Below are 15,932 nucleotides of genomic sequence, written 5' to 3' on the forward strand. Positions count from 1 at the left end.
GATCGCGCTCGGCTTCCGCAACCTCAACCACTACATCTTGCGGTCACTCATCCACTCCGGCGGCCTGGCAGAACACCTACACGCACTCTGAATCAGGAAGAGCCCTGATACTAGGTACGTTGCGACCGGGTGTAAAGGTTCTGGATACGTTGCGGTCTGGCACGACAAGGCCGGGACCGATGAGGCTGCCACCCATGCCCGATGCACCGAAGCCGCCCCTCAACGCCACGACCAGCGAATTCGGCAGTCGAGTGCGGGCCCGTCGTTTGGAACTCGGGTGGAGTCAAGAGAAGGCCGCGATCCCGTGCGGAATCTCCTGGACGCAACTCGGCAAGGTCGAGCGCGGACAGCGCTCCCTGCGGCTCGAAACCATCGTCAAGATCGCGGCCGGCTTACGCATCGCACCCGGGTCTCTGCTGAACGGGCTCCCGGTGCCGGACGGCGGACTGTCAGAGCGTTAGCAGCAACAGCCACTACTTCCGCCGAACCTAAGACCTACTGGCCGCACGCGAGAGCCGCATGCGGTTCGAAGGGTGTCCCGTCAATCGACGGGTCAGCATTCGCGAGCCTTCGAAAACAGGATTCGCGTGAGCAATCGACGATCCAGCCACTCCGCCGCTGTTCGCGCACGAGGACGGATCACTTCCGGCCACTCCGCGTGGGATTGAATATTTCGCAGCATCTCTGCTGATCAGGATCATTTTCCGGTCCCCAGCGGGCTTCGTCGCGCAGCCGTCTATTCACGCAAGATCGGGTCGCGAAATTGTTGCTAGACAACGACCCCTGAAAACGGCCCCATACTGACCGGCGAAAACCAGTCGATCGAATTGGAGTCCGTGATGAGTCCCTGAAAACGCCAGCGAGACCTCGCCGAAGCTTCTTGGACGGGCAGAGGCGAGGTCTCGCTGAACACTGTCGATCAGCAAGTGATGCGACTGGCTCGAACATACCGGGCCCATTCTCCGACGCCAAGCGCTCGGGCCTCACTTCGCTGATCCAACTCGTATCCCCGTAATCCCGGCATCCGTGCCGGGCAACGAGATTTGGAGAAGCACCCATGCACCATGACTTTGCACTTGTGATCCAACTTCTGGAACACGCGATCGGTGTCGCCATTGCGACTCACGACATCGACACCGCCATCACCCTGGTGTCGCTGCTCGGCGTCCTCGCCCTGGTCAACGAAATCGCCTCGTGAAGCCGCCGAATCAGCAGGACCGCGTCGCGCTACGGCGATCCGGGGTACCGGCCATCCGAAAGGGTGGGCCACAGAGCCACCCCCAGGGAGGTCTCGAGCTTGCCGATGGTCTCCGCGTCCGGCCAGGAGGTGCCCGCGAGGATGTCGGCGATCACCGTGTGCGTGACGCCCGTCCGTTCCGTGGCCTGCCTGGTGCTCCGGTCTCCGAGTTCGCGGCGCAGGGCGACCGCGAACAGCCGAACAGCTTCCGCCACATCGGACTCACACCGCGCCGTCGGCCACGCCTGCGAGTAATCGCGGGGGGCGGGACGCTTTGGGCGGGGCATCTGAACAGGGTAAATCAGAAACCCTTGACCGTTCCCTCGTCGGCAGACAACACTGTCCGTAGTTACCTACAAATGGACGGTGTTCGGATGGCGATAGAGAACTATGCCCCGACGATCCCCAGCAACGACTGGCCACACATCGCGGACTTCGTGCGCGACGCGGTGGCCGACTACGCACCCAACGATCCTGCGGCGGCACGTGACCTACTGTGGGCGTGCGCACGACTGACGCACTGGTGCTGGCGGGTGGCGGGATACGACCTCGACCGCTCGATCGTGTTCCACCGCACCACGATCGTCGAGTTCCTGGTGCGCGGGCGCGGCGAGATGGCATCGGGGTCCGCGGGCAACCTGCGCCGCCTGCTGCTGAACATGGCCGACAAGCTGGCCCCGGACCTGCTGGCCGTCGCGGTTCCCCCTGCGGGACGGGGCGAGACGTCGGTGCCCTACACCGAGCTCGAGTGCGCGGACATGGCCGCATGGGCAGCGGGGCAGGCCACCGCGCACCGCTACCGCAACGCCACCCTGCTACTGGCACTCGGCCTCGGTGCCGGACTCAGCGCACCAGAAATCCAGAACATCCGCACCGGGGACATCGCGGTAGACGACGACGGGGTGCTGCTGCGGATCGACGGTGAGCGCCCTCGGATGGTGCCGGTCCTGGCCCGCTGGGAACAGCCGTTGGCCGACCTCGCCGAAGCCTCGATGCGCCCCGACATCCACATCTTCCGACCCCGCGCCCGTCGTACCCCGCGTCTGGTCTCGCACTTCACCGCCACCTGCAACGGCGACGTCGTGCCCAATACCCGTCGGATGCGCGCGACCTGGTTGATCGGACACCTGACGGCCGGGGTGCCGATCCGCGCGCTGATGGAGGCGGCGGGCGTGGAATCGCTGAACACCCTCACCCGCTACCTGGTGCACGTGCCCGGTCTGAGCTCCGCGCAGGTGCGGGCCGCGCTGCGAGGTGAACAACAGTCGTGACCCACCACGGCAACTCCGATGACGGGCTGGTCGCGAAAGCGGCCGGTCTACTCGGGCTTGCCGGTGCCGGACAGGGCTCCTACCGCCCCACGATCAAGACCGACACAGTGAGCACGGTGGCCAAGTTCGTCGACGATTCCGGCGTCGTGGAGATGATCGAGACCTGGCGCGACGAGGACGACCCCAACCGCAAGGTCAAGGGCGGGCGTCCCACGGTCGTCGACTTCCGCACCGTGCTGGTGCTGTTGTTCCTGCTCGCGTTGCACGACGAACCGCTGTTGATGACCCGGATGAGCGAGATGCTGCGTCATCGCCTCAACAACAAAACACTGCGCCTGCTGGGCCTGCCCCGTGACATGTTGCCCGACTACGACCCCGACAGCGTCCGCCGCGATCCGCTGTACTTCGCGGTCCGCCGTACGTTGCGCAGCCTGCTCGACGTGATCGACCCCGCCCCCGGCACACCCGGACGCAGACTGCCCAAGCCTGAGGTCGACAAGATCAAAGCGGCACGCGACCCGCAGACGTGCGAACGCAAACAGGCCCGCCTGCTCACCGTTGCCAACACCCTGCTCGAGTCCACGCTGATGCTGCTGCCCGCGCACGTCTTGAAGCAATGGCACGGCAACCTGTGCGTGGACGCCACCCCACTTCCGTTGTGGGGCAAGCGCGGAACACCGAGAAAGGCCACAACCGATTTCTCCGTTCTGTGCAGTCCCCATTCCGACGCCGGCTTCTACACCCGCGAGGCCGACCACCGCGACGACGGCGGACGGCGCAAAGACAAGTCGATATGGGCGCACGAACTCACCCTCGCGATCATGGCCGCCAACACCCCCGGCTCACCGGTACCGTTCCCGCTGCTCGTGATCGCCATGACCATGGACAGGCCGTCGGGACGCGTCGCCGAGAACGCGATGGCGTGCGTGCGCTCCATCCACGAGCGCGGCTGGCCCGCGGGCAACTTCGTCGGCGACCGCGCCTACCAGGCGGGCAGCAAAGCGGAGAAACTTCAACTCCCGCTGCGCGCCCTCGGCTACGACCTCGTCACCGACTACCGCAAAGACCAGCTCGGCATCCACGCCACCCACGCCGGGGCGAACCAGGTCGAAGGCCACTGGTACTGCCCGTCCATGCCCGACGGACTCGTCAACGCCACCATCGACCTGCGCGCGGGGCGCATCGACGAGGACGTGTACGCCGACCGCATCGAACGCCGCGCCGCCTACCTGCTGCGGCCCAAGAACAAGCCCGACGCGGACGGACACGTCCCGATGCGCTGCCCCGCCGTCGGAGCGTCGGCCACCGTCGCCTGCCCACTCAAACCCAAACCGCCGAAGACGGGCGCGGACGGGAAGAAGAAGACCGAGAAGACCGCGCTCGGGATGCCCACCATCCTCAAGCCACCCGTGGACCCGCCCGGCATCTGCACCAACAAACAGTCCACGACGTTCGGACCCGAACAGGGTGCCAAGTTCGCCCAGTCGATCCGCTACGGCACCCCCGAATGGCACGAGCACTACGCGGGCCCGCGTAACACCATCGAAGGATTCAACGGCTTCGTCAAAGACCCCGCCTACGGAGACCTCGCCGACGCGGGCAGACGTCGCATCATCGGGTACGCCGCCCAGTTCCTGCTCGCCGCCGTCAGCGTCGCCAGCGCCAACGTCCGCAAGATATGGACCTGGCTACGCAAAGGCACGACCGAACCCGTGACACTGTCCGACCACCGTGCCCGCAAGGCCGACCGCCGACGCCGCAAGACCAGCCTGGCCGACTACCTCCCCGCGCCCAACGCTCCACCCGGCATCGGCCCACCCGCCGAACGGCCCGCCGCCGCGAGCTGACCCCCGAACCACCGCACAGAATCACCCGCGGTGGCGGTGGCCGTGGGAGTAGGGCCATACATACGGCGTGAGCGAGCCTCGAAGAGTCGTCGCGAGGCACTCAGACAACGAGAAAGCCCGGTCCGATTGATATGGACCGGGCTTTCCCTATATCTGTTGGCCTGGCTGCGATTTCGCGACGGTTTCGCAACTGCGATCCGCTACGTTTCGCAAACAGCCCTCGGTGGGCGAAGGGGGACTTGAACCCCCACGTCCCGAAGGACACTGGCACCTGAAGCCAGCGCGTCTGCCATTCCGCCACTCGCCCGTGACCGCTCGAGGATCACTCGAGCGTGGCTGTCCGAGGATTTCGGACGTGAAGACGTTAGCACGCACGCTCGATGAACCTGAAATCTGCTGGTCAGCACGATTCTGAGGCCACAACCGACCAGGCATCGACCCAGCGTCGGACAACGCACTGTTACCCGCGTGACATGCGGGAACGGCGTGAACATTGGTGCGCGGGGCATGTGATGAGGCACGGTGTTCACGGCAGGATGCCGCGACTCAGGCGTCACATCGCTATCATCGAATGGCGCCAAAGGCACGACGACACGCGGTGAGCAGGGAGGGAGGCCGTAACGACCATGGGAATTCTGCAACGTATCGAGCGCAAGCTCGAGTCGACCGTCGACGACGGCTTTGCCCGAGTGTTCGGGGGGAAGGTCGCTCCGCAGGAAGTGGAGAACGCCCTACAGCGTGAGGCCGAGGATTCACTCGAGGATCTCGGTGACGGCACACGCCTGGCCCCCAACAGATATGTCGTACGCGTGGGAGACACGGACTTCGACGAGATGTCGGAGGAGTACGACCTCACCCGCAAGACCTTTTCCAAGCATCTCGAGAACTTCATCCGAGACAACGGGTGGCAGACCTACGGTGATGTGGTCGTCGAGCTGGAGAAAACGCCGCAGTTGCACACCGGTATGTTCCGGGCGCACGGTGTAGTGGACCCTGACGCTGCTCCTCGGCAGCTTCGGCCGCATCGCGACCCGCGTGCACAGGGCACCCCGGCGCCGCTGCGACGAGTGAACCAGAAACCAGAACCAGGAGTCCCCGCGATGAGCCAGAACCCCGGATACGACCAGCGTCGGGCGTACGAGCAGGGCACCGACGACCGCTCGCGCGGCGACGGTGGCTACTCCAACGGCTACGAGAACGGGTACCCGAACAACGCCTACCCCGACAGCGGATACCAGGGCGAGCGTTACCCCGACGACCAGCGCGGCGCCCCTTACGGCGGCGGGCAGGCGTACTCGGCGGCGAGCTACCGCGACGACCACTACCCCGACCAGCGCTATCCGGAACAGGGCCGCAGACACGACGACCAGGGCTACGCCGATCAGCGGCACCCTGATCAGAACTACGGGGACCAGAACTACGGGGATCAGGGCTACGCGGATCAGCACTATGCCGGCCAGGGATACGGCGACCAGCGCTACCCGGACCAGCAGCAGTACGCCGACCGTGGCTACGGAGATCAGGGCTATGCGGATCGGGGTTACGCAGATCAGCGTCACGGCAACCAGCACTATGGCGATCAGGCTTACGGCGACCAGGGATACGCCCAGGATTACGGACGCGGCGGCTACGACCAGTACGGCAGCCAGTACGGCGCTACAACGTCGGTGATCCTCTCACTCGAAGACGGCTCCAACCGCACGTTCGCGCTGCGCGAGGGCACCAACATCGTCGGCCGCGGCCAGGACGCGCAGTTCCGCCTCCCCGACACCGGCGTCTCCCGCCGACATGTGGAGGTGCGCTGGGACGGCCACGTCGCCCTACTCACCGATCTGAACTCCACCAACGGCACCACCGTCAACGACGTGCCGGTGTCGAGCTGGGAACTCGCCGACGGCGACCGTATCCGTATCGGACACTCCGACATCACCGTCCACTTCCAGTGAGCTGATCGCTCGACCTCACCTCGGCGCCATTCCGGGGCTGCCCCACGCTGGTGTTTCTCATCACTGGGCGCGCCCGGTCGACCGGCGCGCGGGGGCCATCACGTCCGCACGAACGCTCGTGGGCCATAAGATGCCTTCGACACTGTCAGTCCGACGGCTGTTGTGAAGACTTTCCAGTGAAGATTCTTCCAGTGCCGTACTCGTCCGACGCCACCGCCGGGAGGTGAAGCACCGACATGCAGGGCATTGTTCTGCAGCTGACCCGATTCGGGTTCTTGCTGGTGCTGTGGCTGTTCGTGTGGGCCGTCGTACGCGCACTGCGCAACGATGTCTACGCCGCGACCGGCTCCCGCCCGATCACGCGGCGCCCGCGTCCGCGTAAGGCCGATGCTCGCCGCGCGCGCGGCAGCGCACGATTCCTGGTGGTCACCCACGGGGCGCTGGCCAACACACGCATCTCCCTCGGGTCGCAACCGATCCTCATCGGGCGTGCACCGGACTCGACGCTGGTGCTTTCCGACGACTACGCCTCCGAACGCCACGCCCGGCTCACCCCGCGCGGCGACGACTGGTACGTCGAAGACCTCGGCTCCACCAACGGCACCTATCTCGACAGGTCCAAGGTGACGACCGCGGTGAAGGTCCCCGTCGGTACCCCGATCCGCATCGGCAAAACCGTGATCGAGCTGCGCCCGTGACCCTGGTACTTCGTTACACCGCTCGTAGCGACCGCGGCCTCGTCCGCTCCAACAACGAGGACTCCGTCTACGCCGGTGCGCGGCTGCTCGCACTCGCCGACGGCATGGGCGGCCACGCGGCCGGCGAGGTGGCCAGCCAGCTGGTGATCCAGGCACTGCGCCCGCTCGACGACGACGAACCCGGCGGCGATCTGCTCGGCAAACTCGAATACGCCACCGCCAACGGCAACGACGCGATCGCCGACGAGGTGTCCCACCACCCCGAACTCGACGGGATGGGCACCACCCTGACGGCGATCCTGTTCGCCGGCAGCCGCATCGGGCTGTGCCACATCGGCGACTCGCGCGGCTACCTGCTCCGCGACGGTGTACTCACCCAGATCACCCGCGACGACACCTTCGTGCAGACACTGGTCGAAGAGGGGCGCATCACCCCCGAGGAGGCCCATACCCATCCGCAGCGGTCGCTGATCATGCGCGCGCTGACCGGCACCGAGGTGGAACCGACGCTGACCATCCGCGAGGCGCGCGCCGGCGACCGGTATCTGCTGTGCTCGGACGGCCTGTCGGATGTGGTGAGCGAGGAGACCATCGCCGACACCCTCTCGGGCGTCAAGGACCACCGCGAATGCGCCGACCGGCTCATCGAGCTCGCGCTGCGCGGCGGCGGCCCCGACAACGTGACCGTGGTGGTCGCCGACGTGGTGGACGTCGACTACGGCGACTCGCGCCCGATCATCGCCGGCGCGGTCAGCGGCGAGGACGACGACTACCAGCCCGACCCGAACACCGCCGCCGGTCGGGCCGCGGCGCTGCGCCCGCCGCCGGAACCACGCAAACCGGTGGTCAGCGAACCCGAACCCGAACCGCACCGGTCCTCGCGTCGTAAGTGGGTGCTGCTCAGCGCCGCCGTGGTGGTGGTCGTGGTGCTGATCGGCGGGGTTTTCGCGACCCGTCACATCGTGGCGTCGAATTACTTCACCGGCGTCGACGACGGCAACGTGGTGGTCTACCGCGGACTGCAGGGATCGCTGCTGGGCATCGACACCCAGAAGACCGCCTATGTGGCGTGCGTCGACGCCCTCGACACCGATGACCCGCAGGTGCGTTTCGTCTCCACCGGCGACGCCGGCTCCTGCTCGCGGATGCGTCTGGACGACATCATCAGCCGCGACCAGTCGGCGATCTCGGGGAGCCAGCCCGGCGGGAGTCTCTCCGACGCCGAGGGGCGTGTCCGTCGCGCCACCTTCAAGGAGATCTGCCCGACGCCGACGCCGGCCCCCGCCCCGGCGACCTCACCGCGCCCCGGTGAGCCCGCGACCTCGCCGCGCCCCGGCGAACCTGCGACCACTCCCGTCCCCCCCGGCACACCTGCCCCGACCACCGCCGCACCCAGCCCCGCACCCACGGGCGTCTCGGTGACCGGCGACGCGGCGGGCACCTCACCGACCTCCGGCGACCTCGCCGCCGACTCCGACAGCTGCCGGCAGGTGCGCTAGATGAGTCAAGCCACCGCCACCCCCACTCCGGCCGCGAAGAAGCGCATCGGGCGACCCGTCGAGATCGCCCTGCTCTGCTTCGTGTTCGTGGTCGTCGCACTCGCGCTGATCAACGTCGAACTCGCCCAGGAACAGACCCTCAGCTGGGATCTGGGCAAGTACGTGGTGGCCTATGTGGTGCTGTTCCTCGTCGCACACACGGTGGTGCGCCGTTTCGCGCCCTACGCCGACCCGATCATCCTGCCGGTCGTCGCGCTGCTCAACGGGATGGGTCTGGTGCTCATCCACCGCCTCGACCTGGGCTCGGCGAACGACGGCGAGACCGTCACCCCCACCCAGGCCACCCACAACGCCGACCAGCAGGTGCTGTGGACGGTGCTGGGCATCGTCGCCTTCTCGGCGATCCTCATCTTCGTGCGCGACCACCGCACCCTGTCGCGCTACAGCTACATCCTCGGCCTGGCCGGTGTGATCTTCCTGGCCATCCCCGCGATCCTGCCCGCGTCACTCTCGGAGATCAACGGCTCCAAGAACTGGATCCGCACACCGCTGTTCAACATCCAGCCCGGCGAGTTCTCCAAGATCCTGATCATCATCTTCACCGCGTCGCTGCTGGTGGCCAAGCGTGACCTGTTCACCACCGCCGGTCGCCACTTCCTGGGCATCGACCTGCCGCGCGCCCGCGACCTCGGACCGCTGCTGGTCGCCTGGATCGTGGTGATCGGCATCTTCGCCCTCGAGAACGACCTGGGCGGGCCGCTGCTGATCTTCTCGACGATCCTGGTGATGCTCTACGTGGCCACCGAACGCGTCGGCTGGGTGGTCATCGGTGTTCTCCTGTTCGCCGTGGGCGCGACCCTGGCCTACGAACTCTTCCCGCACCTGCAGGTGCGCGTGGCGGTGTGGAAGGACCCGTTCTCCGACTTCGACGGCAGCGGATATCAGGTGGGTCAGTCGCTGTTCGGTCTGGCCACCGGCGGCCTGTTCGGCACCGGCCTGGGCTCGGGCCGGCCCAACATCGTGCCGTTCGCCAACAGCGACTTCATCATCGCCACCATCGGCGAGGAGCTGGGACTGGTCGGGCTGGCGGCGATCCTGATGATGTACCTGATCCTGGTGGTGCGCGGCATGCGCGTCGGCCTGACCGTGCGCGACAGTTTCGGCAAGCTGCTCGCCGCCGGACTGTCGTTCACGATCATCATCCAGGTGTTCGTGGTGGTCGGCGGCGTCACGAAGCTGATCCCGCTCACCGGCCTGACCACGCCGTTCATGTCCTACGGCGGTTCGTCGCTGCTGGCCAACTACATCCTGGTCGCGCTGCTGATGCGGGTGTCCAACGCCGCACGCGAACCCGACGCGGGCCGACGACCGGTGACGCCGGTGGCCCAGGCACAGACGCAGGTGGTGAAGCGCGCGTGAACATCCCCATCCGACGCGTCGCCATCGCGGCGATGGTGCTGATCTTGCTGCTCGTGGCGAATGCGACCTACGTGCAGGTGATCAAGGCCGACAAGCTCCGGTCCGATCCGCGCAACAACCGCGTGCTGCTCGATGAGTACTCGCGTCAGCGCGGTCAGATCACCGCCGGACCCGACGTGATCGCCCGCTCGGATCCCACCGACGACCGCCTCAAATACCTGCGTGTGTACCCGCAGCCGACCGGGCCGGCGTTCGCCCCGGTCACCGGCTACTACTCGTTCCAGTACGGCAGCGCCGGACTCGAGCAGGCCGAGGAGTCGATCCTCAACGGCAACGACGACCGCCTCTTCGGCAGCCGCTTCCTCGACCTGTTCAACGGTCGCGACCCGCGCGGCGGCAACGTGGTGACCACCATCAACCCACGCATGCAGCAGGTCGCCTACAACGCGATGCTCAAGGGCTGCGACGGCGGCTGCCGCGGCTCGGTGGTGGCCATCGAGCCGAGCACCGGGGCGATCCTGGCGATGGTCTCGACCCCGAGCTATGACCCCAACAAACTCGCCGCCCACGACGCGTCGGTGCGTGAGGACGCCTGGAACACGTGGAACAGCGACTCCGGTCCGCAGCCCATGCTCAACCGCGCGATCAACCAGACCTATCCGCCGGGTTCGACGTTCAAGATCGTCACCACCGCGACCGCGTTGAGCCAGGGTGTCAGCGACACCGAACGCCTCACCTCGGCCAGTTCGATCACCCTGCCCAACACCGAGACCTCACTGAGCAACTACGGTGGCGAGACATGTCCGGATTCCTCCGGCGGCACGGTGAGCCTGCATCAGGCGTTCCAGTACTCCTGCAACACCGCATTCGTGCAGCTGGCAACCCAGAAGTTGAAGAACCCGATCGACTCGGTGAAGTCGATGGCCAGCTCGTTCGGTCTCGACGACGACCCGACCGGCATCCCGCTGTCGGTGTCGGAGTCGACCGTCGGTGACATCCCCGACCTGGCCGCGCTCGGACAGAGCGCGATCGGTCAGCGCGACGTGCGGATGACGCCGCTGGAGAACGCGATGATCGCCGCGACCATCGCCAACGGCGGGGTACGGATGCAGCCCTACCTCGTCGACAAACTGCAGGGTCCCGACCTGAAGACCCTGCACACCACCCGCCCGCAGACGGTCAACGAGCCCATCAGCTCACAGATCGCCGCCGACATCACCAACCTCATGATCGACTCCGAGAAGCACACCACCGGTTCGGGTGGACCCATCCCGATCGCCTCGAAGACCGGTACCGCCGAACACTCCGCGAACTCCGACGCCGCCGACACCCCCTACGCCTGGTACGTGGCGTTCGGGCCGTCGAGCAATGCGAAGGTCGCGGTCGCGGTGATCGTGGAGAACGGAGATCGCGGGGTTGCGGCGACGGGTGGTTCGACGGCAGCGCCGATCGGGCGCGCGGTGATCGACGCCGCCGTCGGGGAGGGGCAGTGAGATGACCTTGCAGAGCGGCACGATGATCGCCGACCGCTACCGGCTGATGCGACTGATCGCCACCGGCGGCATGGGACAGGTGTGGGAAGCACTCGACATGCGCCTGGACCGCCGTGTCGCGGTGAAGGTGCTCAAGTCGGAGTTCTCCGACGACCCCGAGTTCCTCGAACGCTTCCGCAACGAGGCGCAGACCACCGCGCGGCTCAACCATCCGGGGATCGCCGCGGTCTTCGACTACGGCGAGACCCCCGACCGCGACGGCGGATCGCCGCTGGCCTACCTGGTGATGGAACTCGTCCACGGCGAGCCGTTGTCGGCGGTGCTCTCCCGCATGGGGCACCTGCCGCTCAACCACGCCCTCGACATGCTCGAGCAGACCGGCCGCGCGCTCAAGGCCGCCCACGACGCCGGGCTGGTCCACCGCGACGTGAAGCCGGGCAACATCCTCATCACCCCGACCGGCCAGGTGAAGATCACCGACTTCGGCATCGCCAAGGCGGTCGACGCTGCACCGGTGACCCGCACCGGCATGGTGATGGGCACCGCCCAGTACATCTCCCCCGAGCAGGCGCTCGGCGAGGACGCCACCGCGGCCTCGGATGTGTACTCCCTCGGTGTGGTGGGCTATGAGGCGCTCTCGGGCCACCGGCCGTTCACCGGTGACGGCGCGATCACCGTGGCGATGAAACACATCCGCGAGGACCCCGCACCGCTGCCCGCCGACCTGCCCGACAACGTGGCCGAGCTGATCGAGATCGCGATGGCCAAGGACCCGGGGCTGCGGTATGCCGACGGCGGCGAGTTCGCCGACGCGGTTGCCGTGGTGCGCAGCGGTCGTCGCCCTCCGCTGCCCCACAACCTCGGCGACGCACCCGCACAGCCGGCGACGCCGCAGATGGTGGAGTCCACCGGCACCCGCGCCATGTCGACCGCCGGCCAGTACGAGCAGCGCCCGCCGACCACCGCGACCGGATATGCCACCGGCTACCACGACGACAACGCCGACGACGGTCGCTGGACCACCGGTCAGAAGGCGCTCGCCGCAGTGGCGGGTCTGCTGCTGGTGATCGCGATCGCGCTGGTGGCGTTCTTCCTGCTGCGCTCGACCGGCGACGACGGCGGCGGGTCGGTGGCACCGTCGTCGGTTCCGCAGGTGACCACACCGACCACCACCATCACCGAGACACCCACGCCCGAGGAAACCACCCCGACCCAGCAGGAGACCACTCCGGAGGAGACGACACCGGAAACCACCACCGCACCGCCGACCACCGAGACCACTCCGGAGGAGACGACACCGGAAACCACCGAGGAGACGACACCGGAGACCACATCCGGCGGATTCACCTTCCAGCTGCCCAGTTTCGGTATCCAGGGCAACAGCTACAACGGGAACGACACCAGCGGCGGCGACGCGAACGATGGGGACACCGGTATCGGTGCCCCCGGGGATTCGGCGGGGCACAATACTGACGGCACCGGTCTCGGTGGCCATTCGGATCATCAGAACGGCGACGCATGACCACCCCGCGGCATCTCTCGGACCGCTACGAACTGGGCGAGACGCTCGGTTTCGGTGGCATGTCCGAGGTGCATCAGGCGCGCGACCTGCGCCTGCACCGGGATGTCGCGATCAAGGTGCTGCGCGCCGACCTGGCCCGCGACCCCACCTTCTATCTGCGTTTCCGACGAGAGGCCCAGAACGCCGCCTCGCTGAACCATCCGACGATCGTGTCGGTATTCGACACCGGTGAGGCCGAGACGGCCGAGGGCCCGCTCCCCTACATCGTGATGGAGTTCGTCGACGGCGAGACGCTGCGCGACGTGTTGCGCGCCCGCGGCCACGTGACACCACGCGAGGCGATGACCTGGATGGCCGATGTCGCTGCTGCCCTGGACTTCTCACACCGCAACGGCATCGTGCACCGCGACATGAAGCCGGCGAACATCATGATCGACAAGTCGGGTGCGGTGAAGGTGATGGACTTCGGCATCGCCCGCGCGATGTCGGATGCCACCAACTCGATGACCCAGACCTCGGCGGTGATCGGCACCGCGCAGTACCTGTCGCCCGAGCAGGCCCGCGGGGAGAGTGTCGACGCGCGCAGCGATGTCTACTCGATGGGCTGCGTGCTGTTCGAACTTCTCACCGGCCAGCCCCCGTTCACCGGTGACTCGCCGCTGGCGGTGGCGTATCAGCATGTGCGCGAGGACCCACCGCTGCCGTCCTCGGTGGTCCCCGAGATCGGCCCGGAGCTCGACTCGATCACCCTCAAGGCGATGGCCAAGAACCCGGCCAACCGGTATCAGAGTGCTGCGGACATGCGTGCCGACCTGATCAAGGTCCTCGCCGGCGGCAAGCCGAGCGCGCCCATGGTGATGACCGACGAGGAACGGACCGCGATCCTCGACAGCGTCAGCGGACCGCGCCCGCGCCTCTACGCCGATCGCGGCCGATCGGGGTCGGGCAACGGCGGGCGAAACGGCGGTGGTGGTGACGATCGCGATGACCGCGACGACGTGCGGTCGGCCAACCGGCGGCGCTTCGCGTGGCTGGCAGCGCTGGTCGTGGTGTTGGTGGTGGCGCTGTCGCTGATCCTGACCCATCCGTGGAGCAGTGACAGCCAGCCCGAGGCGTCGGTGCCCACGGTCACGAACCTGTCGGCTTCAGCGGCGCGCGCGACGCTCGAGCAGCTCGGATTCCACGTCAACCAGCTGCAGGAACCCAGCGTGGAAGTCCCGGTGGGCACAGCGACGCGCACCACGCCCTCGGCCGGCGTGCGCGCCCGCAAGGGGTCGCAGGTGACGCTGTACGTGTCGAGCGGGCCCCAACATGTGGAATTGCCGCGCCTGCAGGGCAAGTCGCCTGACGACGCGATGAGTCAGTTGCGGTCGCTGGGCTTCACCAACGTCCGCACCGCCGACGTGGACTCCACCGATGAGCTCAACGGGAAGGTGGTCGCCACGGTCCCGGCCGCGGGCACCTCGGCCGCGGTCAACAGTGCCGTGGTGGTGCAGGTGGGTACCGGACCCAAGCAGGTGTCGGTGCCCGAGCTGACCGGTACCACCCAGTCCGCGGCCACCACCACGCTGCGTGAGGCAGGGTTGGAGATCGTGGTGGTGCAGGCGGATTCGTCGCAGGAGGCCGGCATCGTGCTCGCCTCGTCCCCGGCGGCCGGGGTGACCGTGGATGTGGGCAGCAAGGTTCAGGTCACGGTGTCGCGCGGCAACCAGTTCGCGATCCCCGACCTCACCGGCAAGACCGCCGCCCAGGCGATGTCGGCCCTGACCGCCGCAGGCTGGAAGAACACCACCCTCACCCAGAACTATCGCAACGTGGGACTCGGCAGTCCCGACGACGGTCGCGTGCTGTCACAGGACCCGTCCCCGGGGATGACGATCCGCAACGATCAGGCGGTGACCATCACACTGGGTCGCCAGAGCCTGCTGCCGGGCTGATGCCGGGGCGGGTGCCGGAATCCGGTGTCGGGCAGTCCGGTGACGGGCGCCCCGTCATCGACGGGCACAACGATCTGGCGTGGGCATCGCGGGTCGGCGCCGGCTACTCGGTGAACGACCTCGACCACCACAACCCCGCCTTCCACACCGACATCCCGCGGCTGCGCGCCGGCGGTGTGGGTGCGCAGTTCTGGTCGGTGTACGTGGACCCGCTGACTGTGAACTCCCGGACTGGGAACCCGCCGGCTGGGGGCGAGACCGGCCGGCCCGGGACCGCGGCGGTGACCGCGACCCTGGAACAGATCGACTTCGTCTACCGGCTGCTCGCGCGGTACCCCGACGAGCTGGCCTACGCCTGGTCGGCAGACGACGTCCGCCGCGCCTGGACAGACGGCAAGATCGCGTCGCTGCTCGGCGCCGAGGGCGGTCACAGCATCGACAACTCGCTGGCGGTACTGCGGATGTACGCGGCGCTCGGCGTGCGGTACATGACGCTCACCCACAACGTGACGCTGGACTGGGCCGACGTCGCAGTCGACGAGCCGCGCAGCAATGGGCTCTCGGACTTCGGCCGGGAGGTGGTTGCCGAGATGAACGCGCTGGGCATGCTCGTGGACCTGTCCCATGTGTCAGCCGCGGTCATGCATGATGCGCTCGACGTGACGACCGCGCCGGTGATCTTCAGTCACTCGTGCTGCCGCGCACTGTGCGCACACCTGCGCAATGTCCCCGATGAGGTGCTGCGGCGGCTGCCCGGCAACGGCGGCGTACTGATGCTCGCATTCGTCCCGATGTTCCTGCGCGATGATTACGCCCGCTGGCAGGCCGAGGGCCGGCAGGGCCCGAAGCCGGTGGTCACGGTGGATGACGTGGTCGCCCACATCGACCACGCCCGCGAGGTGGTCGGCGTCGATCACATCGGTCTCGGCAGCGACTACGACGGCTTCGACGACTTTCCGGGCTCTTCGCAGTTGAGGGTGTAGAGCGGGTCGGCGCGTCGATCCGGGGATAGAGGTCGAGGTCTTCCGATGATGGGAGTTCTGACACCGCCCACCTGAAAGAC

Annotated in this window: 12 protein-coding genes and 1 tRNA gene; 11 read left to right on the forward strand and 2 right to left on the reverse strand. The window is 67.3% G+C overall.

Features of this window, described 5'->3' with window-relative positions; genetic code table 11:
- Nucleotides 1–194: 194 nt before the first annotated feature.
- Nucleotides 195–461, forward strand: coding sequence for a helix-turn-helix domain-containing protein (locus IEW22_RS18495; RefSeq protein ID WP_188588661.1), 267 nt, complete (start codon nt 195–197; stop codon nt 459–461).
- A 766-nt stretch (nt 462–1,227) separates the two neighbouring features.
- On the opposite strand, the gene IEW22_RS18500 is transcribed toward IEW22_RS18495, so the two are convergent.
- On the reverse strand, nt 1,228–1,524 hold the full coding sequence (locus tag IEW22_RS18500; RefSeq protein ID WP_188588664.1) for a helix-turn-helix domain-containing protein: 297 nt from the start codon (nt 1,522–1,524) through the stop codon (nt 1,228–1,230).
- A gap of 87 nt (nt 1,525–1,611) precedes the next feature.
- Here IEW22_RS18500 and IEW22_RS18505 point away from each other — a divergent pair, with 87 nt between their 5' ends.
- Nucleotides 1,612–2,508, forward strand: coding sequence for a site-specific integrase (locus IEW22_RS18505; protein WP_188588665.1), 897 nt, complete (start codon nt 1,612–1,614; stop codon nt 2,506–2,508).
- The gene (locus IEW22_RS18510; protein WP_188588666.1) at nt 2,505–4,355 is read left to right on the forward strand and encodes a hypothetical protein; all 1,851 of its coding nucleotides are present in this window, start codon (nt 2,505–2,507) and stop codon (nt 4,353–4,355) included. Before IEW22_RS18505 ends, IEW22_RS18510 begins: the two co-directional genes overlap by 4 nt.
- Before the next feature lie 224 nt (nt 4,356–4,579).
- Here IEW22_RS18510 and IEW22_RS18515 read toward each other — a convergent pair.
- Nucleotides 4,580–4,662: transfer RNA gene (locus IEW22_RS18515), tRNA-Leu, on the reverse strand.
- A 319-nt stretch (nt 4,663–4,981) separates the two neighbouring features.
- Between IEW22_RS18515 and IEW22_RS18520 the strand changes: the two genes are divergently transcribed.
- The 8 genes from IEW22_RS18520 (at nt 4,982) to IEW22_RS18555 (ending at nt 15,852) form a co-directional block, all read left to right on the forward strand.
- Nucleotides 4,982–6,301 carry a DUF3662 and FHA domain-containing protein gene (locus IEW22_RS18520; protein WP_188588667.1) on the forward strand — a complete coding sequence of 440 codons (1,320 nt, stop codon included), beginning with the start codon at nt 4,982–4,984 and terminating at the stop codon, nt 6,299–6,301.
- Nucleotides 6,302–6,537: 236 nt separating this feature from the next.
- On the forward strand, nt 6,538–6,999 hold the full coding sequence (locus tag IEW22_RS18525) for an FHA domain-containing protein FhaB/FipA (protein WP_188588668.1): 462 nt from the start codon (nt 6,538–6,540) through the stop codon (nt 6,997–6,999).
- A complete protein-coding gene (locus IEW22_RS18530) occupies nt 6,996–8,498 on the forward strand; it encodes a PP2C family protein-serine/threonine phosphatase (protein ID WP_188588669.1) in 1,503 nt (500 codons plus the stop codon). Before IEW22_RS18525 ends, IEW22_RS18530 begins: the two co-directional genes overlap by 4 nt.
- Entirely contained in the window at nt 8,499–9,917 is a 1,419-nt protein-coding gene (locus tag IEW22_RS18535) for an FtsW/RodA/SpoVE family cell cycle protein (RefSeq protein ID WP_188588670.1), read from the forward strand.
- Entirely contained in the window at nt 9,914–11,410 is a 1,497-nt protein-coding gene (locus IEW22_RS18540) for a peptidoglycan D,D-transpeptidase FtsI family protein (RefSeq protein ID WP_188588671.1), read from the forward strand. The genes IEW22_RS18535 and IEW22_RS18540 overlap by 4 nt, the downstream gene beginning before the upstream one ends.
- Nucleotide 11,411: 1 nt before the next feature.
- Entirely contained in the window at nt 11,412–12,932 is a 1,521-nt protein-coding gene (locus IEW22_RS18545; protein ID WP_188588672.1) for a protein kinase domain-containing protein, read from the forward strand.
- Nucleotides 12,929–14,869 (forward strand): Stk1 family PASTA domain-containing Ser/Thr kinase, encoded by a 1,941-nt coding sequence (pknB, locus tag IEW22_RS18550; RefSeq protein ID WP_188588673.1) that lies wholly within the window; start codon nt 12,929–12,931, stop codon nt 14,867–14,869. The genes IEW22_RS18545 and pknB overlap by 4 nt, the downstream gene beginning before the upstream one ends.
- Entirely contained in the window at nt 14,869–15,852 is a 984-nt protein-coding gene (locus tag IEW22_RS18555) for a dipeptidase (RefSeq protein WP_188588674.1), read from the forward strand. The genes pknB and IEW22_RS18555 overlap by 1 nt, the downstream gene beginning before the upstream one ends.
- Nucleotides 15,853–15,932: the final 80 nt, after the last annotated feature.

This window comes from Gordonia jinhuaensis (genome assembly GCF_014639795.1).
GTDB lineage: Bacteria > Actinomycetota > Actinomycetes > Mycobacteriales > Mycobacteriaceae > Gordonia_B > Gordonia_B jinhuaensis.